Genomic DNA, 23,580 nt, shown 5'->3' on the forward strand with positions numbered 1-23,580 from the left:
GTGAGCGCCACGAGAGTCTTCGTCGCCCGACTCGCCGGGTGCCCCGTCTTCGACCCCGCGGGCGACCGGGTGGGCAAGGTGCGCGACGTCCTCGTCGTGTACCGCAAGTCCGACCCGCCGCGCGTCGTCGGCCTGATCGTCGAGATCCCCGGCAAGCGCCGCGTCTTCGTCTCGATCGGGCGCGTCACCTCGATCGGCGGCGGGCAGATCATCACCACCGGGCTCATCAACCTGCGCCGCTTCGAGCAGCGCGGCGGCGAGGTTCGCGTGATCGCCGAGATGCTCGGCCGCAAGGTGGCGTTCAACGACGGCTCCGGCACGGCCACCATCGAGGATGTCGCGATCGAGGAGCGAGACCAGGGCGAGTGGGAGGTCGACCAGCTGTTCGTCCGCCGCCCGAAGACGAGCGCGTCACCGTTCGCCAAGGGGCCGTCGGCCTACGTGACGTGGCGCGAGGTCCGCGAGCTGACCGCCGCGGGCGAGGCGCAGTCGGCCGAGCAGCTCATCGCGACGTACTCCGAGCTGAAGCCCGCCGACCTCGCGAGCACGCTGCTCGACCTGCCGCCTCGCCGCCGGCAGGAGGTCGCGGCCGAACTGCCCGACGACCGGCTCGCCGACGTGCTCGAGGAGATGCCGGAGGCCGACCAGGTCGACATCCTCGCCAAGCTCGGCGACGACCGTGCCGCCGACGTGCTCGACCACATGTCGCCCGACGACGCCGCCGACCTCATCGCGCAGCTCCCCGAGGAGCGCGGAGAGCACCTCCTCGAGCTCATGGAGCCCGAGGAGGCCGAGGACGTCCGGTTCCTCCTGTCGTACGGGCCCGACACCGCGGGCGGGCTCATGACCACCGAGCCGATCATCGTGTCGGCGGATGCCACGGTCGCCGAGGGCCTCGCGCTGATCCGCCGGCACGACCTGCCGCCGGCCCTCGGCGCGGCGGTCTGCGTGACGCTCCCGCCCTACGAGCCGCCGACCGGCCGGTTCCTCGGCATCGTGCACTTCCAGCGGATGCTGCGCTACCCGCCGCACGAGCGGCTGGGCTCGCTCATCGACCAGGGCCTCGAGCCCGTGACCGCCGACACGTCGGCGGCCGAGGTCAGTCGCATCCTCGCCAGCTACGACCTCGTGTCGGTGCCCGTCGTCGACGAGAAGCACCGCCTCGTGGGCGTCGTCACCATCGACGACGTGCTCGACTACCTGCTGCCCGATGACTGGCGAAGTCATCCCGACTCCGAGTCGGAGGTGACCAGACGCGCGACCGCCCGCGCCCAGCTCGCCACCGGCAGTATCCCGATCGCACCCGGAAGGAGGGCAGGAGATGGCACGCGCTGACGGCGACGACCGACGGTTCGACACCCCGAAGGGCCTCGGCCGCTCGGGCTCTCCCCTGCGACTGTCCGGTGACCGCGACCGGTTCGGCCGGTTCACCGAGGTCGTCGCGCGGGGCATGGGCACGCCGTGGTTCCTGCTGGGCCTCACGGTGTTCGTCGCCGCCTGGATGCTCTGGAACACCCTCGCCCCAGCGAACCTCCAGTTCGACCGGGCCGACTACGGCTTCATCGCGCTGACCCTGATGCTCTCGCTGCAGGCGTCGTACGCGGCGCCGCTCATCCTGCTCGCGCAGAACCGCCAGGACGACCGCGACCGCGTGCAGATCGAGCAGGACCGCCAGCGCGCGGAACGCAACCTGGCCGACACCGAGTACCTCGCGCGCGAGGTGGTCGCGCTCCGCATCGCCGTGCGCGACCTCGCGTCGAAGGACTTCATCCGGCAGGAGCTGCGGCAGGTGCTCGACGAGCTGGACCGTCGCGACGACGAGGACGCCGCGAATGGGTCCTGACCGGTCGGGGGCGACGGACTCGGACGCCTCGCGGTCGCCTGCGGAGGTCGAAGCCGCCGTGCACGCCGCGCTCGCGGGGGTCATCGATCCCGAGATCCGGAAGCCCATCACCGAGCTCGACATGGTCGAGGCGGTGGCCGCGACCGCGAACGGGGTCGACGTCGACATCCGCCTGACCATCGTGGGCTGCCCCGCGTCGGACCGCATCGAGCGCGACGTGCGCCTCGCGGCCGAGCAGGTCGTGGGGCCGGGCAACGCGGTGGTGCGCCTCGGCGTCATGACGCCGGAGCAGCGGCAGGCCCTGACCGAGCGGCTCCGCGGCGGGCGGGGGGCCCGCGGCAACCCGTTCGGGCCGGGCACGCTCACGCGCGTGATCGCGGTGACGAGCGGCAAGGGCGGGGTCGGCAAGTCCACCCTGACCGCGAACCTCGCCGTCGCCCTCGCCGCGCGCGGCCTCTCGGTGGGGCTCGTCGACGCCGACGTGCACGGCTTCTCGATCCCCGGTCTCCTCGGGCTCGTCGACGAGCACGGCAACGCGCCCCGGCCGACGCGGGTCGACGACATGATCCTCCCGCCGGTGGCGCACGGGGTGAAGGTGATCTCGATCGGCATGTTCGTCGAGCCCACCAGCCCGGGCGGGCGCGGTTCGTCGGTCGCCGTCGCGTGGCGCGGGCCGATGCTGCACCGCACGCTGCAGCAGTTCCTCACCGACGTGTACTTCGGCGACCTCGACGTGCTCCTGCTCGACCTGCCCCCGGGCACCGGCGACGTCGCGATCTCGCTCGGCCAGCTCCTGCCGAACGCCGAGGTCGTCGTGGTGACGACGCCCCAGCCCGCGGCGGCGGATGTCGCCGAGCGCTCGGGCCTCGTGGCCCGACAGACCGGCCAGCGCGTGGTCGGCGTGGTCGAGAATATGGCCGGCTTCGCCCAGCCCGACGGCTCCGTGCTCGACCTCTTCGGCGAGGGCGGCGGGGCCGAGGTGGCGCGCCGCCTCTCGGAGGGCGTCGACGAGGCGGTGCCGCTCCTGGCCTCGGTACCGCTCAGCGTGGGGCTCCGTCGCGGCGGCGACGACGGGGTGCCCGTGGTCCTCGCGGAGCCCGACGACCCGGCCGCGCGCGCGATCGAACAGGTCGCCGAGACGCTCGCCCGGCGTCCGCGCTCGCTGGCCGGTCGGCCGCTCGACATCCGGGTGCGGTGAGGCGGATGCCGCGGGCACGACGGGCCGGCGCGAATGCGCTCGCGGTCGTCGTGGCGGCGTTGGTGCTCACCGGATGCGCCACCGGGGCGAGCGCGCCGAGCGACGCCGGTCCCGAGGCGGTCGACGGGACGTTCCGTGGCCTGTCGGTGGAGGTCCGCCAGGGCCGGTTCGACGTGCCCGACCGCGTGCTCGTGGTGTCGTTCGCGAACGACGGCGAGGAGCGGCTCGTGATCGACCGGGCGGAGGTGGTCTCCCCCGCGCTCGAGCCGGGGATGACGCGCTCGCGACCGATCGAGCTCGATCCGGGCGACCGGCTCGACGCCCGGTTCCCGCTCACCGCGAGCGTGTGCGACGCCGCCCCCGACACGACGGTCGACGTGCTCGTCCGACGCGGACCGGACGTCGACGCCGACGACGGAGTGCGCGCCGCGCTGGTGCCGAGCGACCCCTACGACACCATGGCCCGCATCAACGACCGCGACTGCCTCGCCGACTCGGTGGCGGCCGCGGCCTCGATCGTGCTGCCGGACCGCCTGCGCACGACCGGCGAAGGCACGGACGCCCGAGCGGTCATCGACGTCGGGGTCGAGCCCGCGGCATCCGGCGACCTCGCGCTCGAGATCACGCAGGTGCTCGGTACGACGCTCATCGGCTCGGAGGCGGGCGGGGCGTGGCCGGTCGGCCTCGACGTCGCGGCCGGCGACCCGGCGACCACCGTCGAGCTCCCCGTGCGACCCGCCCGTTGCGACGCGCACGCCATCGCGGACGACAAGCGCGGCACCATCCTGCCCTTCGAGGTGCGCACGTCCGACGGCCGGTCGGGCGTGCTCGAGCTGCCCTCCGGCGACGCGCTGAAGGCCGACCTGTACGCCTACTACGCCGAGCGCTGCGGCCTAGACTGACCGCGTGTCCATCGCCCCTGCCCGTACACCCGTCCGCTCCTCGGTCGATGCCCTGACCGCCGACCTCGTCGCCTCCACCGGACGGACCGTCCCCATCCCGTCCCCGGCGACGGGCGAGCCCATCTCGGACCTCCCGCGGTCGAGCGCGGACGACGTGCGCGGCGCCGTCTCGCGGGCCAGGCTCGCGCAGCTGGCGTGGGCGCGACTCGGCTTCGCCGAGCGGCGGCGGGTCCTCCTCCGGGCGCACGACCTCCTCCTCGACCGCCGCGAGGAGCTGCTCGACCTCACCCAGCTCGAGAGCGGCAAGACCCGAGGGCAGGCCTTCGAGGAGGTCTTCCAGGCGGCATCCGTCACGCGCTGGAACGCCCTGATGGCGCGCCGGGTGCTCGGCGGGGGCCGGCGTCGGTCGGGCATCCCGCTCGTGCTCTCGACGCGGGTGCGCCACCGCCCCAAGGGCGTGGTCGGCGTGATCACCCCGTGGAACTACGCCGTGAGCCTCGCCGCGATGGACGTCGTGCCCGCCCTCGCCGCAGGCTGCGCCGTCGTGCAGAAGGCCGACGACCAGGGCGCGCTGTCAGTGCTCGCCCTGCGTCGCGCCTTCATCGACGCGGGCCTGCCCGAGGCGGTCTGGGCGGTCGTCGCGGGAGATCCCGGCGAGGCCGGCGAGGCGCTCACCGACGAGGTCGACTACATCTGCTTCACCGGCTCGACGGCGACCGGGCGACGCATCGCCGAGAAGGCCGGGCGGCGACTCGTCGGCGCCTCGCTCGAGCTCGGCGGCAAGAACGCCCTCATCGTCCTCGACGACGTCGACGTCGAGCAGGCCGCAGCGGATGCCGCGCACGCGTGCTTCTCGTCGATGGGACAGCTGTGCGTCTCGATCGAGCGCATCTACGTGCACCGTCGCGTCGCCGAGCCGTTCACCGCGGCACTCGTCGCGCGCCTGTCCGATCCCCGGATCGGATCGGGTCTCGACCACGACGCCGACTACGGCAGCCTCGCGACCGAGTCGCAGCTGCAGCGCGTGCGTTCCCACCTCGACGACGCCGTCGCCAAGGGCGCGCGAGTCGTGGTCGGCGGACGCGCCCGACCCGACATCGGGCCGTGGGCCTTCGAGCCGACGATCCTCGCCGACGTGACCCCCGACATGCGCGCCGCGAACGAGGAGACGTTCGGCGCGATCGCGAGCATCGCCGTGGTCGACGACGAGACCGAGGCCGTGCTCCTCGCGAACGAGTCGGAGTACGGCCTGAACGCCTCGGTGCTCACGGGCTCCACGCGCCACGGGCTCCGCCTCGCCCACGAGATCGACGCCGGCAGCGTCAACGTCAACGAGGGCTACCGCGGCAGCTTCGGGTCGGTCGACGCGCCCATGGGCGGCCTGAAGGAGTCCGGGATCGGACGCCGGAACGGCGTGGAGGGGCTCCGGCGGTTCGTCGACCCGGTGACCATCTCGATCAATCGGCGGCTGATCCCCCTGCCGCACACCGGTCGCGAGTACGCCCGGCTCGTCGGCCCGCTCGTGCTGCTCGCGCGCGTGCTCCGGGCGATCCGGCGCGCCTGACGGCGACGACGTCGGCCGGATGGGCCTCGTTCAGGTGGCCTCGGAGTCGAACGGGGCGCCCTCGCCCACCGCGAGCGTCTCGCGCTTGCGCTTGCGCTGCAGGTAGGCGGAGTTCTCGTTGACGGCCGCCCGCGCGACGACGGGCTTCTGCGGTTCGGCGAACGGGTCGACCTCGGTCAGTGCCTCGCGGATGATGCGACGCGGGTCGTACTGCCGCGGGTCGAGCTTCTGCCAGTCGACGTCGTCGAACTCCGGACCCATCTCCTGGCGCATGCGGTCCTTCGCCCCGTTGGCGAGGTCGCGGAGCGAACGGACCATGCGGCCGAGCTGCGCGGCGTAGTGCGGCAGGCGCTCGGGGCCGAGCAGGAAGACGGCGATCACCCCGATGATGAGGAGTTTGTCGAAGGTGAGGCCGCCCATGTCGTCAAGGATAGTGGGCGGCGAGGCGTGCAGGGCCATCTCCGGACGGCCCCTAGGCTTGGGGGTCGAGAGAACCCCGGGAGCCGCCACGTGTCCGAACACGACTTGAACTGGAAGTACGTCGACGAGTCGGTCGTCGAATCCGAGTCGATCGCGAAGGCCCGTCAGCAGTCCCTCGAGCTCGGCGTCGAGCCGGTGTCGCCGGCCGTCGGAGCGCAGCTCGCGGTGATCGCCGCGGCGGCCGGCGCTCGCGCGATCATCGAGGTCGGCACGGGCGTGGGCGTGTCGGGGCTCTGCATGCTGCAGGCGGCCCGCGGCGCGCACCTCACGTCGATCGACACCGAGACGGAGTACCAGCAGCACGCGCGCGAGCACTTCACCGAAGCGGGCATCGCACCGGCGCGGGTGCGCCTCATCGCGGGCCGCGCGAGCGAGGTGCTGCCCCGCATGAACGAGCGCTCGTACGACATCGTGTTCGTCGACGCCGACGCGCCGTCGGTCATCGAGTACGTCGAGCACGGGCTCCGCCTGGCGAAGCCCGGGGGCAGCGTGCTCGTGGCGCGAGCGCTGTGGAAGGGGCGGGTGGCCGACCCGGCGCGGCGGGACGACGCGGCGACGGCGTTCCGCGGACTCATCTCGGAGCTCGCGGCCTCATCCGCCGTCGTCACCGCCATCTCGCCGGCCGGGGACGGCCTGCTGCAGATCGTGAAGCTGGGCGCCTGAGGTCAGGCCGCGTTCACGACGCCGCCGAGGACGTCGTAGAGCTCCTTGGCCTCAGCGTCGTTCACCGAGACGACGAGACGACCGCCACCCTCGAGGGGCACGCGCACGATGATGAGGCGCCCCTCCTTCACAGCCTCCATCGGTCCGTCTCCAGTGCGTGGCTTCATAGCCGCCATTGAGCTACCCCTTTCGTGGCTGAACCTCCATTATCCCGCACCGTGCTGTCCGCCGGGAAATCCTCTCCGGTTGTGTCCGGCCGGTTGCGGGTCCGTTCACGCGGCGTCCGCGCCTCGTTCACGATCACGGTGGCGTCCAGTCCCTGCCGTCGATGCCCCACGCGATGAGCAGCCAACCCACCTGCAGGGCGAGGAAGAGCAGGACGAGGCCGCCCCGCCACCACGGCGAGCGCGGTACGGCGAGGGCGCCGGCCATGGGGAACAGCGGCGCGAGGATCCGGAACGTGCTGGACTGCGGGAAGAACACGGCGAAGACGTACAGGGCGTAGCTCACGAGCCAGAGTCGGATGTCCACGCCGAGTCGCTTCACCCACGGCGAGGCGATGGCGAGCCCGAAGGCGATGACGAGGGCGATCGGGACGATCGTGCCCATGGGCTGGCCGAGCCACCATTCACCGGACTGGAACCACGGCGTGAGGGGAACGAGCTCCACGTACCCGATGTACGCCGAGCGCCACGCGAGCTCGGTGTCGGTGTACGCCGTGAGCGAGCCCGTCGCTGCCCAGGCGATGCCGGGCCAGGCGAGGCCGACCACGCCGGCGAAGGCGGCGACGGAAGCCACCACGATCCGCTCGCGGACCGGGAACGGGTCGCGTCGCCGCGTGGCCCACCGCACGATCCAGTGCAGTCCGAGCGTGAGCGCGAACGCCAGCGCCCCCGGCCGCGTGAACGCCCACACGGCGAGGACGGGCACGAGCCAGCCGTAGCGCCGGTCGACGAGCAGGAGCAGCGCGATGGCGAGCCAGAGGAATCCGAGCGACTCGGCGTAGCCGAACTGCATGATCGGCGCGACCGGTGCGACGCAGAACAGCACGACCGCGAACATCGCCTGGTCCGGTTCGAGGAACCGCGACATGAGCCGGTGGAACACGAGCGCGGCGCCGAGGCCCGCTGAGAGCGCCACGAGCACGGCGGCCACGTCCCACGGCACGCCCACGGCGGTGAACAGCCGGACGACGCCCGGGAAGACGGGGAGGAACGCCCACGCGTTCTCGGCGACGTGGCCGCCGTCGGTGCGGGGCAGCTCCGTGGGGTAGCCGACCGCGGCGATCACCTGGTACCAGCGCGAGTCCCAGATGTTCGCGTACTCGAAGTAGCCCGGCTGGGCACCGGTCCACGGGTTGGCGCCCTGCTCCCGTGCGAGCAGCATCACGAACACGGTCGTGAGGAGCCGGGATGCGGCGTACACCACGATGACGCGACCCCACCACGGCAGGAGCCGCCAGCGCACGCGCGGCGCCCAGCGGCCGTACCGGACGGCGTCCGGTCGCCGGGGCTCGACGTCGATTCCGCTCACCGCTCCCCTATGCGGCGGATCCGGTGAGCCAGTCGCGCAGCGCCCGCTCGCAGGCGACGATCTCGTCGCAGTCGACGCGTTCGTCGTCGGCATGGGCCAGCAACGGGTCGCCCGGGCCGAAGTTGACCGCCGGGATGCCGAGCGCGCTGAAGCGCGCCACGTCGGTCCAGCCGTACTTGGGGCGCGCCTCGCCGCCGACGGCGCGCACGAACTGCCGGGCGAGCGGGTCGTCCAGCCCGGGCCGGGCGCCTTCGGCGGAGTCGGTCACCGTCACCTCGTACTCGGGGAACAGCTCGCGCACGTGGGCCCTGGCATCCGCCACCGATCGACTCGGCGCGAACCGGTAGTTGAGCGTGAGCACGGCCTCGTCGGGGATGACGTTGCCGGCGACGCCGCCGTGCACGAGCACCGCGTTCAGGCCCTCGCGGTAGTCGAGCCCGTCGACGCGCACGGTCTCGGCCTCGTACGCCGCGAGCCGCTCGAGCGCGGGCGCGAGCTTGTGGATGGCGTTCTCGCCGACCCAGCTGCGGGCCGAGTGCGCCCGGCGGCCGGTCGCGCGCAGCTCCGCGCGCAGGGTGCCGTTGCAGCCGCCCTCGACCTCGGCGCGCGTCGGCTCGCCGAGGATCGCGAAGTCCGCGTGGAACAGCTCGGGGTGCACGCGCAGCACGCGTCCGAGCCCGTTCAGGTCGGCCGAGACCTCCTCGTGGTCGTACCACATCCAGGTCACGTCGACCGCGGGCTCAGCGAGCTCGTACGCGAGCTTCAGCTGCACCGCGACGCCGGCCTTCATGTCGACCGTGCCGCGCCCCCACAGGATGCCGCGCCCGTCGACCTCCTCGTACTGCGTCGGCAGGTTGTCGTTGATCGGCACGGTGTCGAGGTGGCCCGCGATGACCACGCGCCGGTCGCGGCCGAGGTTCGTGCGGGCCACGATCGTGTCGCCGTCGCGGACCACCTCGAGGTGCGCCGCGTCCGCCAGTGCCTCGACGATCAGGTCGGCGAGCGGGCCCTCGTCGCCCGACACGCTCGGCACGTCGCAGATGGCCCGCGTGATGGCGACGACGTCGGCGGAGAGGTCGAGCGCGGCCGTGGGACGGACGGGAGCAGCCATGCGGTCGAGTCTACGGCGGCGGCCGCGGGCGGGCGGATGGCGGCGACGGGCGCCGTCGTCACGCGCCGACCCGGCGGCATCCGGCTCGATACCCTTGAGGCATGCCCGCAGACACGCCGAACACGACCGCGCCCACCGCCGCCTGGGGCGACGGACTCGCCACCATCGCCGCCGACGGCACGGTGCTCGACACGTGGTACCCCGCCCCGCAGCTCGGCGACCTGCCGTCGCCGGAGCCCGCCGCGTGGGAGCCGCCCGCGGGCTCGGTCGGCGACGACGAGCGGCGGGGCGTGCGGGTCGAACCCGTCCGCCTTGCGATCCGCCTCGCCGAACCGCCGGCCGGCACCTCGGACGCATACCTCCGCCTGCACCTGCTGTCGCACCTGCTGGTCCGACCGAACTCGATCAACCTCGACGGCATCTTCGGGCACCTGCCGAACGTCGCCTGGACCAACGCCGGCCCCGTCCACCCCGCCGACCTCGACCGCCTGCGGCCGGTGCTGCAGCGCGCGGGCATCCACGTCACGGGCCTCGACAAGTTCCCGCGCCTGCTCGACTACGTGATCCCCGAACGCGTCCGCATCGCCGACGCCTCGCGCGTGCGGCTCGGCGCCCATCTGGCTCCCGGCACGACCGTCATGCACGAAGGGTTCGTGAACTTCAACGCGGGCACGCTCGGCACGTCGATGGTCGAGGGCCGCATCTCGCAGGGCGTGGTCGTCGGCGACGGCAGCGACATCGGCGGCGGCGCCTCGATCATGGGCACGCTGTCCGGCGGCGGCACCGAGCGCGTCACCATCGGCGAGCGCGCCCTGCTCGGGGCCAACTCCGGCATCGGCATCTCGATCGGCGACGACTCCGTCGTCGAGGCGGGCCTGTACGTCACGGCCGGCACGAAGGTCGCCGTGCGCGGCGCCGCCGGCGAGCGCGACCGCGTCGTCAAGGCCGTCGAGCTCTCGGGACGGCCCAACCTGCTGTTCCGGCGCAACTCGCTCGACGGACGCGTGGAGGTCATCTCGCGTTCGGGCGAGGGCGTCGTGCTGAACACGGCGCTGCACGCCTGAGCACGCGCCGCCACGCGGCATCCGTCGGCCCATTCGGCCGGGTACAGTGATCACCCGAGGCCGCCCCACGGGCGGCCACCCGCATGCGCATGGCGGCGCGGCGGCGAGCACGAGGGAGTGACGTGGGGACGGACGCGCCGAGGACGGCTCGACACCGGTGGGCCCGGTTCCTGGTGGGGCTGCTCGTCACCGTGCTGGTCCTCGCGGTGGTCGCCGCGGGCGTCGGCTGGTGGACCGTGCAGCGCTCGTTCCCGACCGCATCGGGGCGGGTCGTCGTGCCCGGGCTCACGGCCCCGGCGACCGTCTACCGCGACGACGCGGGCGTGCCGCACATCGTCGCCGAGACCGACGCCGACCTCTTCTTCGCACAGGGGTTCGTGCACGCGCAGGACCGCTTCTGGGAGATGGACCTGCGCCGCCACGCCACCGCGGGCCGGCTGGCGGAGCTGTTCGGCGAGTCGCAGGTCGCGAGCGACGCGTTCGTGCGCACCCTCGACTGGCGCGGCGTCGCCGAACGCGAGTACACCGAGCTCGACGCCGACACCCGTGCCGCGTTCGACGCGTACGCCGAGGGCGTGAACGCCTACCTCGACCGCCGCTCGGGCGTCGAGCTGTCGCTCGAGTACGGCCTGCTCGCGCTGCAGCGGCCCGGCTACGAGCCCGAGCCCTGGACCGCGGTCGACTCCATCGCGTGGCTCAAGGCGATGGCCTGGGACCTCCGTTCGAACCTCGGGGACGAGATCGACCGCGCGCTGCTCTCGGCCGAGCTCCCGCCCGAGGAGGTGGCGCGGCTGCATCCCGGGTTCCCGTTCGACGCGAAGCCGACGATCGTCGGCGGACCCGTGGCCGCGGCGCCGGCCGCCACGGCCGTCGAACCGCTCGCTCCGGATGCCGCCGGGCACCTGGACGCGCTCGCCTCGCTCGCGACCACCATCGACGCGCTGCCGGAACTCCTCGGCCCCGAGGGCGGCGACCTGGGCTCGAACTCCTGGGTCGTGTCGGGCGCGCTGACCGAATCGGGACTGCCCCTGCTCGCGAACGACCCCCACCTCGGGCCGGCGATGCCCTCGATCTGGACGCAGACGGCGCTGCGGTGCGCCGAACGCAACGACGCCTGCCACTACGACGTGTCGGGCTTCGGCTTCGCCGGACTCCCGGGGATCGTCATCGGGCACAACGACCGCATCGCGTGGGGCCTGACGAACATGGCGCCGGATGTCGCCGACCTGTACCTCGAGCGCGTGCAGGGCGACTCGTACGAACTCGACGGCGCGCTCGTGCCGCTCACCGTCCGCGAGGAGGTCATCGAGGTCGCGGGCGGCGAACCGGTGTCCGTGACCGTGCGCGCGACCGAGCGCGGCCCGATCGTGACCGACATCTCCAGCGACTTCGGCCGGGTGGCCGAGGACTACGCCGCCGTGGCCACCCCCGGCGAGCCGCCGGCAGCCGAGGGGACCGAGGCCGAGGTCTCGTTGCAGTGGACGGCCCTCACCGCCGGCACCACGCCGCGCGCGATCCTCGCACTCAACCGCGCCCGCGACTGGGACGATTTCCGCGATGCCGCGGCGCTCTTCGACGTGCCGGCCCAGAACCTCCTCTACGCCGACGTCGAGGGCAACATCGGCTACCAGGCACCCGGGCGGATCCCGGTCCGCTCCGCGGGCGACGGCACCCTGCCCCTCCCCGGCTGGACGAGCGCGAACGGCTGGTCCGCCTACCTCCCGTTCGACGCGCTGCCGACCGCGCTCAACCCCGGTCGGGGGTACTTCGTCGCGGCGAACAACGCGATCGCGGCCGACGGCGCCGAGCTCACGCAGGACTGGGACCTCGGGTACCGCGCGGAATCCATCGACCGTCGACTCGGCGAGCTCATCGCCGCGGGGCAGCCCATCACCGCCGAGCACATGGCGGAGATCCAGCTCGACACGCGCGACGCGAACGCCGAGGCCTTCCTACCGGTCATCGCCGAACTCGAGCTCGACGGCGACGCCGCGCGAGGGGCGCGACTGCTCGACGGGTGGGACGGCGCCGCCGACGCGGACAGCGCCGAGGCGGCGTACTTCGCCGTCTTCTGGCGGGAACTGCTCGACCGGATGTTCGGGGACCTGCCGGAGGGCACCCGACCGCAGGGCGGCGACCGCTGGTTCTCGGTCGTGCAGACGCTGCTGGGCGAACCCGAGAACCCGTGGTGGACCGACGAGGGGGCCGGTGCGACCGGACGCGACGCCGTGCTCGCCGCCGCACTCGCGGGCGCCTGGGCCGAGGCATCCGATCTCATGGGCGACGACGCCGCGGAATGGCGCTGGGGACGCCTGCACACGCTCACGCTCGAGCACTCGTCGTTCGGATCGTCGGGCATCGACGCCCTCGAGTGGACGTTCAACCGCGGACCGTACGAGCTCGGCGGGGGCTCGGCCATCGTCAACGCCAACGGATGGGACGCGAGCGTCGGCTACGAGGTCGACTGGGTGCCCTCGATGCGCATGGTCGTCGACCTCGACGACTTCGACGATTCGACCTGGGTGAACCTCACGGGCGTGTCGGGCCACGCGTTCCACCGGAACTACGACGACCAGGCCGAGCTCTGGCGCGAGGAGCGCATGCTGCCGTGGGCGTTCAGCGTCCGCGCCGTCCGCGAGACGACGCGCGACGTGCTCCAGCTCCGGCCGCCCGGCGACTGACCCGCTCGTCAGCGCAGGACGGAGCTGAGCAGCAGGCTCGTCTCGCTGTTCACGACGCCGACGATCGAGCGGATGCGCCCGAGCACGCGGTCGAACTCGCCGAGGGTCTCGGTGCGCAGCTCGGCGACGAGGTCCCAACCGCCGTTCGTCGTGTGCAGCGCGATGATCTCGGGGAACCCCCGCAGGCGGCGGATGACCTCGTCGGTGCTCCGCCCCTCGACCTCGATGAACGAGATCGCGTGGATCGCGAGCGGGTCCGCCTCGTCGCGCACGCGCACCGAGAATCCGATGATGGTGCCGGATGCCACGAGCCGGTCGATCCGGCCGGTGACCGTCGCGCGAGCCACGCCGAGCCGGCGCGCGAGCTCGGCCACGGGTGCCCGTCCGTCCTCGCGCAGGAGCGCGAGCAGCCGGCGGTCCAGCTCGTCCAAGTGATCCATGGACACATCGTATCTTCGTGCTGGGCAATTCGATCGCACGGGCGGCGATCCGTGAGCAGAACGGTCGTTGCCGTTGCATATCGACGGGACCTAGCCTGATCGCAGGCAACTGGAAAGGAACGTGATGACGAGCTTCGTCGACGTACGCAACATGGTCGGCTGGGTCGCCAGCACCGGACCCGAGCGCATCATCGCCGGGATCATGGAGTACCTCGAGCAGGACTTCGCGCGGTGGGAGAGCTTCGACAAGACCCCGCGCGTGGCCAGCCACACGCCCTTCGGCGTGATCGAGCTGATGCCCACGAGCGACCACGAGTCGTACGCGTTCAAGTACGTCAACGGCCACCCCTCGAACCCGGCCCGCGGCTACCAGACGGTGACCGCGTTCGGCGTGCTCGCCGACGTCCACAACGGCTACCCCACGTTCCTCGCCGAGATGACCGTGCTCACCGCGCTGCGCACCGCCGCGACGTCCGCCTTCGCGGCGAAGCTGCTCGCCCGGCCCGACTCGCGCGTCATGGCGATGATCGGCACCGGCAGCCAGGCCGAGTTCCAGGCACTCGCATTCCGCAGCGCCCTCGGCATCACCTCGCTCCGCGTGTTCGACGTCGATCCCGACGCGATCGCGAAGTTCGTCCGCAACATGCTCCCGCTCGGGTTCGAGATCGAGGTCGCCGGGAGTGCCGCCGAGGCGCTCGACGGCGCGGACATCGTCACGACGTGCACCGCCGACAAGGCACGCGCCACGGTCGTGTCCGACGAGTGGGTCCGCCCCGGCATGCACCTGAACGCGATCGGCGGCGACTGCCCCGGCAAGACCGAGCTCGACCCGGCGATCCTCGATCGCGCGAGCGTCTTCGTCGAGTACACGCCGCAGACGCGGATCGAGGGCGAGATCCAGGCGAAGGCGCCGGACTTCCCGGTGACCGAGCTCTGGGAGACGCTCACCGGTCGCGCCGCCGGCCGCACCGGCGCCGACCAGATCACCCTGTTCGACTCGGTCGGCTTCGCCATCGAGGACTTCTCCGCCCTGCGCTACGTGCGCGACCAGGTCGCGGGCACGAACTTCGAGCAGCGGATCGACCTCGTCGCCGACCCCGAGGACCCGAAGGACCTCTTCGGCATCGTCGGCGCGTTCTCCCCCGTGAGCTGAGCGGATGTCCGTCCAGTCCCCCGCTGCGGTCGTCATGGTCCGGCCGCACCACTTCGCCCCGAATCCGCAGACGGTCGCCGACAACGGCTTCCAGCCGAGCACCGACGGCCTCGACGAGGACGCCTTCGCGGCATCCGCCTACGAGGAGGTCACGCGCGCCGCAGCGGCGATCGAGGCGGCCGGCGTCACCGTGCACCTGTTCGAGGACGAGACCCGGCACCGCCCCGACAGCGTCTTCCCGAACAACTGGCTCTCGACCCACTCCGGCGGCCACATCGCCCTGTACCCGATGTTCACGCCCAACCGCCGGACCGAGCGCCGGTCCGACATCGTCGAGCTGCTGAAGACCACCTACCGCGTGCAGGACGTCATCGACTACTCGGGACTCGAGTACGACGACGTCTTCCTCGAGGGGACGGGGGCGATGGTGCTCGACCACGAGTCGCGCATCGCCTACGCGGCGCGCTCGAACCGTGCCGACCCGATCGCCCTCGAACGCTTCTGCACCAACTTCGGCTACGAGCCGATGGTGTTCGACGCGGTCGACGGTCGCGGCATCGCGGTGTACCACACCAACGTGATCATGAGCATCGCGACCGAGTACGCCCTGCTCGCGACGGACATGATCGTCTCCCCGGTGCGCCGACAGGAGATCATCGACCGGCTCTCGGCGCGCGGCCGCCGCGACGTCATCGCGCTCACCAACGAGCAGATCGACGAGTTCAGCGGGAACGCCCTCGAGCTCTGGGGCTCGCAGGGCCGCGTCCTCGCGCTGTCGCGGCGCGCGTACGACGCGCTCACCGCCGACCAGCGGGCGCGCATCGAGCGCTCCGCGCGTCTGCTGCCCCTCGACGTGCCGACGATCGAGCTGGCCGGCGGCTCGGTGCGGTGCATGCTCGCGGGCATCCACCTCGACCCGCGCCCCGGGCTCGTCGAACGGCATGCGACGCCGGCCGTTGCCGCCTCCGCCGACGAGGTCGCCGCGCTCTGACCGGGTGCCCGGGGCCCGTGGCACCCGCCGACGACGACGGCCCCGCCTCCCTCGGGAGGCGGGGCCGTCACTCGTCCGGCGTCAGCGGTGCGGGTACGGGCGCTCGAGCGAGCCCGTGTACAGCTGCTGAGGGCGGCCGATCTTGGTCTGCGGGTCGAGGTTCATCTCGCGCCAGTGCGCGATCCAGCCGGGAAGGCGGCCGATCGCGAACAGCACCGTGAACATGCGCGTCGGGAAGCCCATCGCCTTGTAGATGACGCCGGTGTAGAAGTCGACGTTCGGGTACAGGCGACGCTGCTTGAAGTAGTCGTCCTCCAGGGCGAACTGCTCGAGCTCCTTGGCGATGTCGAGCAGCGGGTCGTTGACGCCGAGGCCCTCCAGCACGGCATCCGCGCTCTGCTTGACGATCTTCGCGCGCGGGTCGTAGTTCTTGTAGACCCGGTGGCCGAAGCCCATGAGCTTGACGCCGTCTTCCTTGTTCTTCACGCGCTCGACGAACTTGCCGACGCCCTCGCCGGAGTCGCGGATGCGCGCGAGCATCTGGAGGACCGCCTCGTTCGCCCCGCCGTGCAGCGGACCGGACAGCGCCTGGATGCCGGCCGAGATCGACGCGTACAGGTTGGCGCCGGTCGATCCGACGAGCCGGACGGTCGAGGTGGACGCGTTCTGCTCGTGGTCCTCGTGGAGGATGAGCAGCCGGTCGAGCGCCTTGGCGAGCGTGGGGTCGATCGAATAGGGCTCGGCCATGTTGCCGAAGTTCAGTCGCAGGAAGTTCTCGACGAAGTTCAGCGAGTTGTCGGGGTAGAGGAACGCCTGGCCGATGCTCTTCTTGTGGGCGTAGGCGGCGATGACCGGGAGCTTCGCGAGCAGGCGGATCGTCGTGAGCTCGACGTGGTCGAGGTCGTGCGGGTCGGACGAGTCCTCGTAGTACGTCGAGAGCGCCGCGACGGCGCTCGAGAGCACGGCCATGGGGTGCGCGGTATGCGGCAGCGCCGAGAAGAAGCGCTTGAGGTCCTCGTGGAGGAGCGTGTGCCGGCGGATCTTCTCGTCGAACTCGCCGAGCTGGTCGGCCGTGGGCAGCTCGCCGTAGATGAGCAGCCAGGCCACCTCGAGGTACGTGGAGTGCTCGGCGAGCTGCTCGATCGGGAAGCCGCGGTACCGGAGGATGCCCTGCTCGCCGTCGATGTAGGTGATCGACGAGCGCGTGGACGCGGTGTTCACGAAGCCGTAGTCGAGCGCGGTGAGGCCGGTCTGCCGTGTGAGCGTCGAGAGGTCGATGCTCGAGTTGCCCTGGGCTGCGGCGTGGATGGGGAACTCGGCGGTTCCGCCGGGGAAGGCCAGCGTGGCGGTGTCGGGACGGTCGGCCCCGGGCGCGGTGTTCACGACGTCGCTCACGGCATCTCCTGTGATCGTCACTTGCGGGGTCACCTGCTTTCCGGCCCCGTGCCGGTCGGCGTCGGCGGCCCGCACTACAGCCTAGACGGGCCGAGCGGGCATTGTCGCATCCACCAAGAGATCACACCCTCGGTTGACGGATGCCACAGATCCGCCCGCAGGATGCCCTCGCGACCTCACACGGACCGGGTCAGCGGACCGCGGTGGCGCGAAGGCGCGCCGCCGCGGAGGCCACCCGTTCGTCGGGCGCGGTGAGCGACAACCGCACGTGCGCGGGGAAGTGCGTGCCGTAGAAGTGCCCCGGACCGGCGAGGATCCCCAGGTCGGCGAGTCGACCGATCGAGTCCCAGGCGTCGCGGCCCTCCGTCGCCCACAGGTAGAGCCCCGCCTCGCTGTGGTCGATGCGGAACCCCGCGTCCTCGAGGGCGCCCCGCAGCTGCTCGCGGCGGCCGCGGTAGCGCTCCTTCTGCTCGGCGACGTGCGCCTCGTCGCCGAGGGCGACCGTCATCGCCGCCTGCAGGGGCGCCGGAACCATGAGGCCGGCGTGCTTGCGGGCCGTCGTGAGCCGGGCGATCGAGTCGTGGCATCCCGCCACGAACGCGGCGCGGTAGCCGGCCATGTTCGACTGCTTCGACAGCGAGTAGATGGCGAGCACCCTCGAGGTGTCGCCGCCGGTCACGCGCGGGTCGAGGATGCTCGGCACGGCACCCTCGCGCCACGGACCCTCCCACCCGAGTTCGGCGTAGCACTCGTCGCCCACGATGACCGCGCCGAGCTCGCGCGCGCGGCCGACCGCCGCGCGGAGCTGCTCGACGTCGAGGACCCGGCCGTCCGGGTTGCCCGGCGAGTTGAGCCACACCAGCCGGGTCTCCTCGGGCCACTCGGCGGGGTCGTCGGAGGCCATCGATCGGGCCCCGGCGAACACGGCACCCATCTCGTACGTCGGGTATGCCGCACGAGGATGCACGACGACGTCGCCCTGCCCCACGCCGAGCATGAACGGCAGCAGGGCCACCAGCTCCTTCGACCCGATGGTGGGCAGCACGTCGTCGGCGGCGAGACCGGTCACGCCGCGGCGGCGCTCGTACCACCCGACGATGGCGCGGCGCAGCGCCGCGGTGCCCACCGTGGTCGGGTACGCATGCGCGTCGGTCGCCGCCGCGAGGGCCTCTCGCACGATGGGCGGCGTGGGGTCGACCGGCGAGCCGATGGACAGGTCGACGAGCCCGTCACGATGCGCGGCGGCGCGCTGGCGATACGGGACCATGAGGTCCCAGGGGTACTCGGGCAGGGCGCCGAGCGCCATGCTCAGTGGCCCTGGGGCGGCAGGGCGGCGACGAGCGGGTGGTCCTTGGCGATCACGCCGACCTTGGCGGCACCGCCGGGCGAGCCGATGTCGTCGAAGAACTCGACGTTGGCCTTGTAGTAGTCGGCCCACTCGTCGGGCAGGTCGTCCTCGTAGTAGATGGCCTCGACGGGGCACACGGGCTCGCAGGCGCCGCAGTCGACGCATTCGTCGGGGTGGATGTAGAGGGAGCGTTCACCCTCGTAGATGCAGTCGACGGGGCACTCGTCAATGCAGGCGCGGTCCTTCACATCGACGCACGGCAGGGCGATGACATAGGTCACGGTGGGTCGGTGTCCCTTCGATGAGGCTGGAAGGCCAGTCTACGCGTGCGTCGCGCGCGGGCGCGCTACGGCGGCGCCGCGTGACGGAAGCGACGGCCACGCGACGACGAGGACGGCGATGAGGGCGGGCGCGACCGACCAGATCGTGCCGACGATCCCGCTCGCGACGAGGACGGAGCCGCCCGGCCCCGGCAGGGACAGGAGGGCGACGGCGGCGACGACCCCCACCGACGCACCGATCGCCGCCGCGCGTCCGCCGGCCACCATGCGGATGCCGATGAGCAGTGCCGCCACGCCGACGAGCCCGGCGACCAGCCCCCACGGGATCGAGACGTCGCCGATCTGCCACGCGTGGCGGTGGCCGACCGTCGCGACCGTGCCGTAGACGACGCCCACCACCACCGCGATGGCGATCGTCCGCACGCGGGCGGACATCGACGTGCGCGGTTCGCGATCGCGCTCGACCGGCGCGTTCCCGCGGCTCATGGCGCGACGCTCACGGCGTAGCTCACCGTCGTGCCCTCCCCGGCGAGCACCACGACGTGTTCGCCGTTCGAGTAGAGGATGCCGGACGCCGACTGCGCCGATCCGGAGGTCTGCTCGGTGAATCCGGCCTGCTCGAGCGCCGCCGCCGCCTCCCCCACGGGGTCGGCCGCCGACGAGGTCACCACGACGACCCACCCGGCGGCGCCGCCGGAGCCGCCGCTCAACTCGATCTCGCCGTCGATCACGGGGACGGACGCCGGGAAGTCGGCCGGCAGGTCGCCGCCGAGGCTCACGTCTCCGCCGGTGGCGCCCTCCACCGCCTCCTCGACGTTGCGGTTCACGAACTCGTCGACCGGGTTGCCGGTGCACCCGGCGAGGAGGCCGACGGAGAGGGCGGCCGCGAACGCGGCCCGGATCGCGCGAACGCGTCGGGGGGAGGCAGGCATGCGGCCGAGTCTACCGTCGGGGCCTGCAGCGGCGGATGGCGTAGCGTGGTCGCCGTCGGGCACCGGCGCCCGTCGGGAAGGACCACGAATGACCGAGCATCCTGCAGGCGACCCCGCGACGCCCGCCGTCCGCGTCGAACGCGACGGCGTGGTGGCGACCGTCGTCATCGATCGCCCGTCGGCACTGAACGCCCTCTCCCCCGAGGTGCTGCGCGACCTCGCCGAGGCGTTCGACGGACTCGCGGCCGAGGGCGACGCCGTGCGCGGCGTGATCGTCGTCGGCGAGGGCGGCCGCGCCTTCGTCGCGGGTGCCGACATCCGCTCGCTCGGCGGGCTCACCCCCGACGAGGGCGCCGACGCCGCACGCCTGGGCCACCGCGTGGCGGCGGCGATCGAGGCGTTCCCGGCGCCCGTGATCGCGTGCGTCGACGGGTTCGCGCTCGGCGGCGGCCTCGAGCTCGCGCTCGCCTGCGACCTGATCTATGCGACGGATGCCTCGGCCTTCGGCCAGCCCGAGGTGCGCCTCGGCCTGATCCCGGGATTCGGCGGCACGGTGCGCCTCCCCCGTGCGGTCGGCCTCGCCCTCGCGAAGGAGCTCATCTACACCGGCCGGCGCATCGGCGCGGCGGAGGCCGAGGCCGCCGGACTCGTCTCCCGGCGGTTCCCCGATCGCGAGGCACTGCTCGAGGGCGCACGCGCGACCATCGCCGAGGTGGCGGAGAACGCCTGGACGGCGGTCGCGTTGGCCAAGCGCGTGCTCGTCGCGGCGACCGGCACGCCGACCGCGGTCGCGACCGACCTCGAGGTCGAGGGCTTCGCCGACGCGTTCCGGACCGACGACATGCGCGAGGGCGTGGCGGCGTTCCTCGAGAAGCGCTCGCCCCGGTTCGCGGGGCACTGACCCCGGAGACGACGAAGCCGGGCGCCCCGTCGACGGGGACGCCCGGCCTGCGCCGAGGTGCCGGGGGTCAGCCGGTGACGTTGGCCTGGAGCCAGGCCATGCCGTCGAACCGGACGCCGTCGGCGCCGTACATCTCGAGGTGGAGGTGCGGCCCGGTCGACTGACCGGTCGAACCGACCGCGCCGAGCGGGTCGCCGGCGCTGACGCGCTGGCCCGCGGACACCTGGATGGAGCCGTACTGCATGTGGGCGTACAGCGAGGTGATCAGCACGCCGTTGATGTTGTGCTGCACCTCGACGTACGCGCCGTAGCCGCCGCCCGCCTCGGTCGCGGTGATGACCACGCCGTCGGCGATGGAGACGATGGGGGCGCCTGCACCGGGGTTGAAGTCGACGCCGTCGTGCTCGGTCGAGCAGCCGCCGCAGGGGGCCACGCGCGGACCGAAGCCGTCGGAGGTGCGCGAGGGGTCGACGGGCCAGACGATGCGCGGCGACTCGAGCAGGGACACGTCGCCGACGCCGGCGACGCTCGACTCGATGGGCGGCGGCGCCGCCTCGACATCCCACTCGCCGATGTCGATCGGCTGCAGGGTGGCCTCGGCGCTCACCTCGAGCGTCTGGGAACGCTCGGAGACGGTGCCGCTCGCGGGGGCGTAGACGGAGGCGCGAACCTCGGTGTCGGTGGCGGAAACGGCGAGCGCGGGGACGCTCGTCGCGAGCAGCATGCCGCCGGCGAGGGACATCGCGGCGAGCGACATCGCGGACCGGACGGGGGCGGTGCCGCTGCGACGCGCTCGGGGGGCGCGGTCGCGTCGCGGGAGGAGGCTGGGGCGGGGGCGTGCGGCCGCGCGGCGGCCATGGGGGCGATGGGTCATAAAGTCACAAGGGGGGTTTCGTACGTAACAATTGCGTAACTGGCGTATCGGGTTTCGAAGAACCCGACAACCATACGACCCCGTTTCTGTGAACTTCATCAACCGGGCGAGCGGATGCCGCGAACCGAGGCCCGCGGCATCCGCTCGGACCGCCGGCTCAGCCCTGCTTCTTGAGGCGCGAGGCGGCACGAGCACGTGCCGTCGCGTCGAGCTCCACCTTGCGGATCCGCACCTTCTCGGGCGTGACCTCGACGCACTCGTCCTCGCGTGCGAACTCGAGGCACTCCTCGAGCGTGAGCTGGCGCGACGGCGTCATCGACTCGAACGTGTCGGCCGTCGACGAACGCATGTTCGTGAGCTTCTTCTCCTTGGTGATGTTCACGTCCATGTCGTCGTTGCGCGAGTTCTCGCCGATGACCATGCCCTCGTAGACCTCCTCGGTGGGGTTCACGAAGAAGGTCATGCGCTCCTGCAGCGCGATGATCGCGAACGGCGTCACCACGCCGGCCCGGTCGGCGACGATCGAGCCGTTGTTGCGCGTCGTGATCGTGGCCGCCCACTCGTCGTACCCGTGCGAGATCGCGTTGGCGATGCCCGTGCCGCGCGTGATCGTGAGGAACTCGGTGCGGAAGCCGATGAGCCCGCGGCTCGGGACGATGAACTCCATGCGCACCCAGCCGGTGCCGTGGTTCGACATGCCGTCCATGCGGCCCTTGCGCGCGGCGAGGAGCTGCGTAATCGCGCCGAGGTACTCCTCCGGCGCATCGATCGTCAGGTGCTCGTACGGCTCGTGGACCTTGCCGTCGACGGTCTTCGTGACGACCTGCGGCTTGCCGACGGTGAGCTCGAAGCCCTCGCGGCGCATCTGCTCGACGAGGATGGCGAGCGCCAGCTCGCCGCGGCCCTGCACCTCCCAGGCGTCGGGCTTGCCGATGTCGAGGACCTTGAGCGAGACGTTGCCGATGAGCTCGCGGTCGAGGCGGTCCTTGACCATGCGCGCCGTGAGCTTGTGGCCCTTCACCTTGCCCACGAGCGGGGAGGTGTTGGTGCCGATCGTCATCGAGATGGCGGGGTCGTCGACCGAGATGGCCGGCAGCGGCCGCACGTCCTCCGGGTCGGCGAGCGTCTCGCCGATCGTGATCTCGTCGATGCCGGCGACCGCGATGATGTCGCCGGGACCGGCCTCCTCGGCCGGGTGGCGCTCGAGCGCCTTCGTCTTCAGCAGTTCGGTGATGCGCACGTTCGAGTGCGAGCCGTCGTGGCGCACCCACGCGACCGTCTGCCCCTTGCGGATGGTGCCGTTGAACACGCGGAGCAGCGCGAGGCGGCCGAGGAACGGCGACGCGTCGAGGTTGGTCACCCAGGCCTGCAGCGGCGCCTCGTCGTCGTACGTCGGCGCCGGGATGTGGGTCAGGATCGCCTCGAAGAGCGGCTCGAGGTCGTCGCTGTCCGGCAGCGAGCCATCCGCGGGCTTGGTGGTCGAAGCCCGGCCCGCCTTGCCCGACGCGTAGACGACGGGCACGTCGAGGATGGCATCGAGGTCGAGGTCGGGCACGTCGTCGGCGAGGTCGGAGGCGAGGCCGAGGAGCAGGTCCTGGCTCTCGGCGACGACCTCGTCGATGCGCGCGTCGGGCCGGTCGGCCTTGTTGACGAGCAGGATGACGGGCAGGCGCGCCTCGAGCGCCTTGCGCAGCACGAACCGCGTCTGCGGCAGCGGCCCCTCGCTCGCGTCGACGAGGAGGACGACGCCGTCGACCATCGACAGGCCTCGCTCGACCTCGCCGCCGAAGTCGGCGTGCCCCGGGGTGTCGATCACGTTGATCGTGACCGGGCCGGATGCCGCGTGGCGTCCGTTGTACTCCACCGCCGTGTTCTTGGCGAGGATCGTGATGCCCTTCTCGCGCTCGAGCTCGTTGGAGTCCATCGCCCGCTCGTCGACGTGCGCGTGCTCGGCGAACGAGTGGGTCTGCTTGAGCATGGCGTCGACGAGGGTCGTCTTGCCGTGGTCGACGTGGGCGACGATCGCGACGTTGCGCAGGTCGTTGCGGGTGGCCTTGGCCATGGTTGGTCCTCGCGTGGCCGCCGGTCGCCGTGGGCTCCGGGGCGCGGATCGGCAGCGCGGAAGGCGCTGGATGGGGTCGGTGGGAGCGCGGTGGGCCGAACGGCACGGATCGCGCCAGACCAGCCTACCCTGTCGCCGGAACGGCGGACGCCCGGCATCCGTCT

Annotated in this window: 23 protein-coding genes; 11 read left to right on the forward strand and 12 right to left on the reverse strand. The window is 72.3% G+C overall.

The annotated features are described in order from the left end of the window. The 5 genes from M1L56_RS05845 to M1L56_RS05865 are packed head-to-tail and all read left to right on the forward strand — an operon-like array spanning position 1 to position 5,507. A complete protein-coding gene (locus M1L56_RS05845; RefSeq protein ID WP_067949383.1) occupies positions 1 to 1,335 on the forward strand; it encodes a magnesium transporter MgtE N-terminal domain-containing protein in 1,335 nt (444 codons plus the stop codon). Continuing rightward, on the forward strand, positions 1,322 to 1,843 hold the full coding sequence (locus tag M1L56_RS05850) for a DUF1003 domain-containing protein (RefSeq protein ID WP_067949384.1): 522 nt from the start codon (positions 1,322 to 1,324) through the stop codon (positions 1,841 to 1,843). Before M1L56_RS05845 ends, M1L56_RS05850 begins: the two co-directional genes overlap by 14 nt. Continuing rightward, positions 1,833 to 3,041 (forward strand): Mrp/NBP35 family ATP-binding protein, encoded by a 1,209-nt coding sequence (locus M1L56_RS05855; protein ID WP_248598524.1) that lies wholly within the window; start codon positions 1,833 to 1,835, stop codon positions 3,039 to 3,041. The genes M1L56_RS05850 and M1L56_RS05855 overlap by 11 nt, the downstream gene beginning before the upstream one ends. Before the next feature lie 5 nt (positions 3,042 to 3,046). After that, positions 3,047 to 3,943, forward strand: coding sequence for a hypothetical protein (locus M1L56_RS05860; protein ID WP_248598525.1), 897 nt, complete (start codon positions 3,047 to 3,049; stop codon positions 3,941 to 3,943). A 4-nt stretch (positions 3,944 to 3,947) separates the two neighbouring features. Beyond that, on the forward strand, positions 3,948 to 5,507 hold the full coding sequence (locus tag M1L56_RS05865) for a succinic semialdehyde dehydrogenase (protein WP_248598526.1): 1,560 nt from the start codon (positions 3,948 to 3,950) through the stop codon (positions 5,505 to 5,507). A 30-nt stretch (positions 5,508 to 5,537) separates the two neighbouring features. On the opposite strand, the gene M1L56_RS05870 is transcribed toward M1L56_RS05865, so the two are convergent. Next, positions 5,538 to 5,927: a twin-arginine translocase TatA/TatE family subunit gene (locus M1L56_RS05870; protein ID WP_067949392.1), complete on the reverse strand. Its 390-nt coding sequence runs from the start codon at positions 5,925 to 5,927 to the stop codon at positions 5,538 to 5,540. A 90-nt stretch (positions 5,928 to 6,017) separates the two neighbouring features. Between M1L56_RS05870 and M1L56_RS05875 the strand changes: the two genes are divergently transcribed. Continuing rightward, positions 6,018 to 6,650 carry an O-methyltransferase gene (locus M1L56_RS05875; RefSeq protein ID WP_067949393.1) on the forward strand — a complete coding sequence of 211 codons (633 nt, stop codon included), beginning with the start codon at positions 6,018 to 6,020 and terminating at the stop codon, positions 6,648 to 6,650. 2 nt (positions 6,651 to 6,652) lie between these two features. Here the strand turns inward: M1L56_RS05875 and M1L56_RS05880 are convergent, their stop codons facing one another. The 3 genes from M1L56_RS05880 to dapE all read right to left on the reverse strand — a co-directional run bounded on the left by M1L56_RS05880 (position 6,653) and on the right by dapE (position 9,294). Further along, positions 6,653 to 6,826, reverse strand: a complete 174-nt coding sequence (locus M1L56_RS05880; RefSeq protein ID WP_019179788.1) for a DUF3117 domain-containing protein — start codon at positions 6,824 to 6,826, stop codon at positions 6,653 to 6,655. Between the two features lie 124 nt (positions 6,827 to 6,950). Then, positions 6,951 to 8,183 (reverse strand): hypothetical protein, encoded by a 1,233-nt coding sequence (locus M1L56_RS05885; RefSeq protein ID WP_248598527.1) that lies wholly within the window; start codon positions 8,181 to 8,183, stop codon positions 6,951 to 6,953. 7 nt (positions 8,184 to 8,190) lie between these two features. Further along, positions 8,191 to 9,294, reverse strand: coding sequence for a succinyl-diaminopimelate desuccinylase (gene dapE / locus M1L56_RS05890; RefSeq protein ID WP_248598528.1), 1,104 nt, complete (start codon positions 9,292 to 9,294; stop codon positions 8,191 to 8,193). 101 nt (positions 9,295 to 9,395) lie between these two features. Here dapE and dapD point away from each other — a divergent pair, with 101 nt between their 5' ends. Then, a complete protein-coding gene (gene dapD, locus M1L56_RS05895) occupies positions 9,396 to 10,358 on the forward strand; it encodes a 2,3,4,5-tetrahydropyridine-2,6-dicarboxylate N-succinyltransferase (protein WP_248598529.1) in 963 nt (320 codons plus the stop codon). A gap of 122 nt (positions 10,359 to 10,480) precedes the next feature. Further along, positions 10,481 to 13,039: a penicillin acylase family protein gene (locus M1L56_RS05900; protein ID WP_248598530.1), complete on the forward strand. Its 2,559-nt coding sequence runs from the start codon at positions 10,481 to 10,483 to the stop codon at positions 13,037 to 13,039. Between the two features lie 8 nt (positions 13,040 to 13,047). Here the strand turns inward: M1L56_RS05900 and M1L56_RS05905 are convergent, their stop codons facing one another. Next, entirely contained in the window at positions 13,048 to 13,479 is a 432-nt protein-coding gene (locus M1L56_RS05905; RefSeq protein ID WP_248598531.1) for an Lrp/AsnC family transcriptional regulator, read from the reverse strand. A gap of 124 nt (positions 13,480 to 13,603) precedes the next feature. Here M1L56_RS05905 and M1L56_RS05910 point away from each other — a divergent pair, with 124 nt between their 5' ends. Continuing rightward, on the forward strand, positions 13,604 to 14,632 hold the full coding sequence (locus M1L56_RS05910; protein ID WP_282573326.1) for an ornithine cyclodeaminase: 1,029 nt from the start codon (positions 13,604 to 13,606) through the stop codon (positions 14,630 to 14,632). Between the two features lie 4 nt (positions 14,633 to 14,636). Continuing rightward, positions 14,637 to 15,623, forward strand: coding sequence for a citrulline utilization hydrolase CtlX (gene ctlX / locus M1L56_RS05915; protein ID WP_248598532.1), 987 nt, complete (start codon positions 14,637 to 14,639; stop codon positions 15,621 to 15,623). Positions 15,624 to 15,704: 81 nt separating this feature from the next. On the opposite strand, the gene M1L56_RS05920 is transcribed toward ctlX, so the two are convergent. The 5 genes from M1L56_RS05920 to M1L56_RS05940 all read right to left on the reverse strand — a co-directional run bounded on the left by M1L56_RS05920 (position 15,705) and on the right by M1L56_RS05940 (position 19,579). Next, complete coding sequence (locus M1L56_RS05920; protein ID WP_369798145.1) at positions 15,705 to 17,018, reverse strand: citrate synthase; 1,314 nt, start codon at positions 17,016 to 17,018, stop codon at positions 15,705 to 15,707. A 190-nt stretch (positions 17,019 to 17,208) separates the two neighbouring features. Beyond that, positions 17,209 to 18,324: a succinyldiaminopimelate transaminase gene (dapC, locus tag M1L56_RS05925; RefSeq protein ID WP_248598533.1), complete on the reverse strand. Its 1,116-nt coding sequence runs from the start codon at positions 18,322 to 18,324 to the stop codon at positions 17,209 to 17,211. Positions 18,325 to 18,326: 2 nt separating this feature from the next. Continuing rightward, complete coding sequence (fdxA, locus tag M1L56_RS05930; RefSeq protein WP_067949403.1) at positions 18,327 to 18,647, reverse strand: ferredoxin; 321 nt, start codon at positions 18,645 to 18,647, stop codon at positions 18,327 to 18,329. Positions 18,648 to 18,686: 39 nt separating this feature from the next. Further along, positions 18,687 to 19,133 (reverse strand): hypothetical protein, encoded by a 447-nt coding sequence (locus M1L56_RS05935; protein ID WP_248598534.1) that lies wholly within the window; start codon positions 19,131 to 19,133, stop codon positions 18,687 to 18,689. Next, on the reverse strand, positions 19,130 to 19,579 hold the full coding sequence (locus M1L56_RS05940) for a hypothetical protein (RefSeq protein WP_248598535.1): 450 nt from the start codon (positions 19,577 to 19,579) through the stop codon (positions 19,130 to 19,132). Before M1L56_RS05940 ends, M1L56_RS05935 begins: the two co-directional genes overlap by 4 nt. A gap of 88 nt (positions 19,580 to 19,667) precedes the next feature. Between M1L56_RS05940 and M1L56_RS05945 the strand changes: the two genes are divergently transcribed. Next, entirely contained in the window at positions 19,668 to 20,480 is an 813-nt protein-coding gene (locus M1L56_RS05945; RefSeq protein ID WP_248598536.1) for an enoyl-CoA hydratase/isomerase family protein, read from the forward strand. 67 nt (positions 20,481 to 20,547) lie between these two features. Here the strand turns inward: M1L56_RS05945 and M1L56_RS05950 are convergent, their stop codons facing one another. After that, positions 20,548 to 21,237, reverse strand: a complete 690-nt coding sequence (locus M1L56_RS05950; protein ID WP_248598537.1) for a M23 family metallopeptidase — start codon at positions 21,235 to 21,237, stop codon at positions 20,548 to 20,550. Between the two features lie 274 nt (positions 21,238 to 21,511). Beyond that, the gene (typA, locus tag M1L56_RS05955) at positions 21,512 to 23,416 is read right to left on the reverse strand and encodes a translational GTPase TypA (RefSeq protein ID WP_248598538.1); all 1,905 of its coding nucleotides are present in this window, start codon (positions 23,414 to 23,416) and stop codon (positions 21,512 to 21,514) included. Positions 23,417 to 23,580 lie beyond the last annotated feature (164 nt).

The organism is Agromyces sp. C10 (assembly GCF_023217995.1).
GTDB lineage: Bacteria > Actinomycetota > Actinomycetes > Actinomycetales > Microbacteriaceae > Agromyces > Agromyces indicus.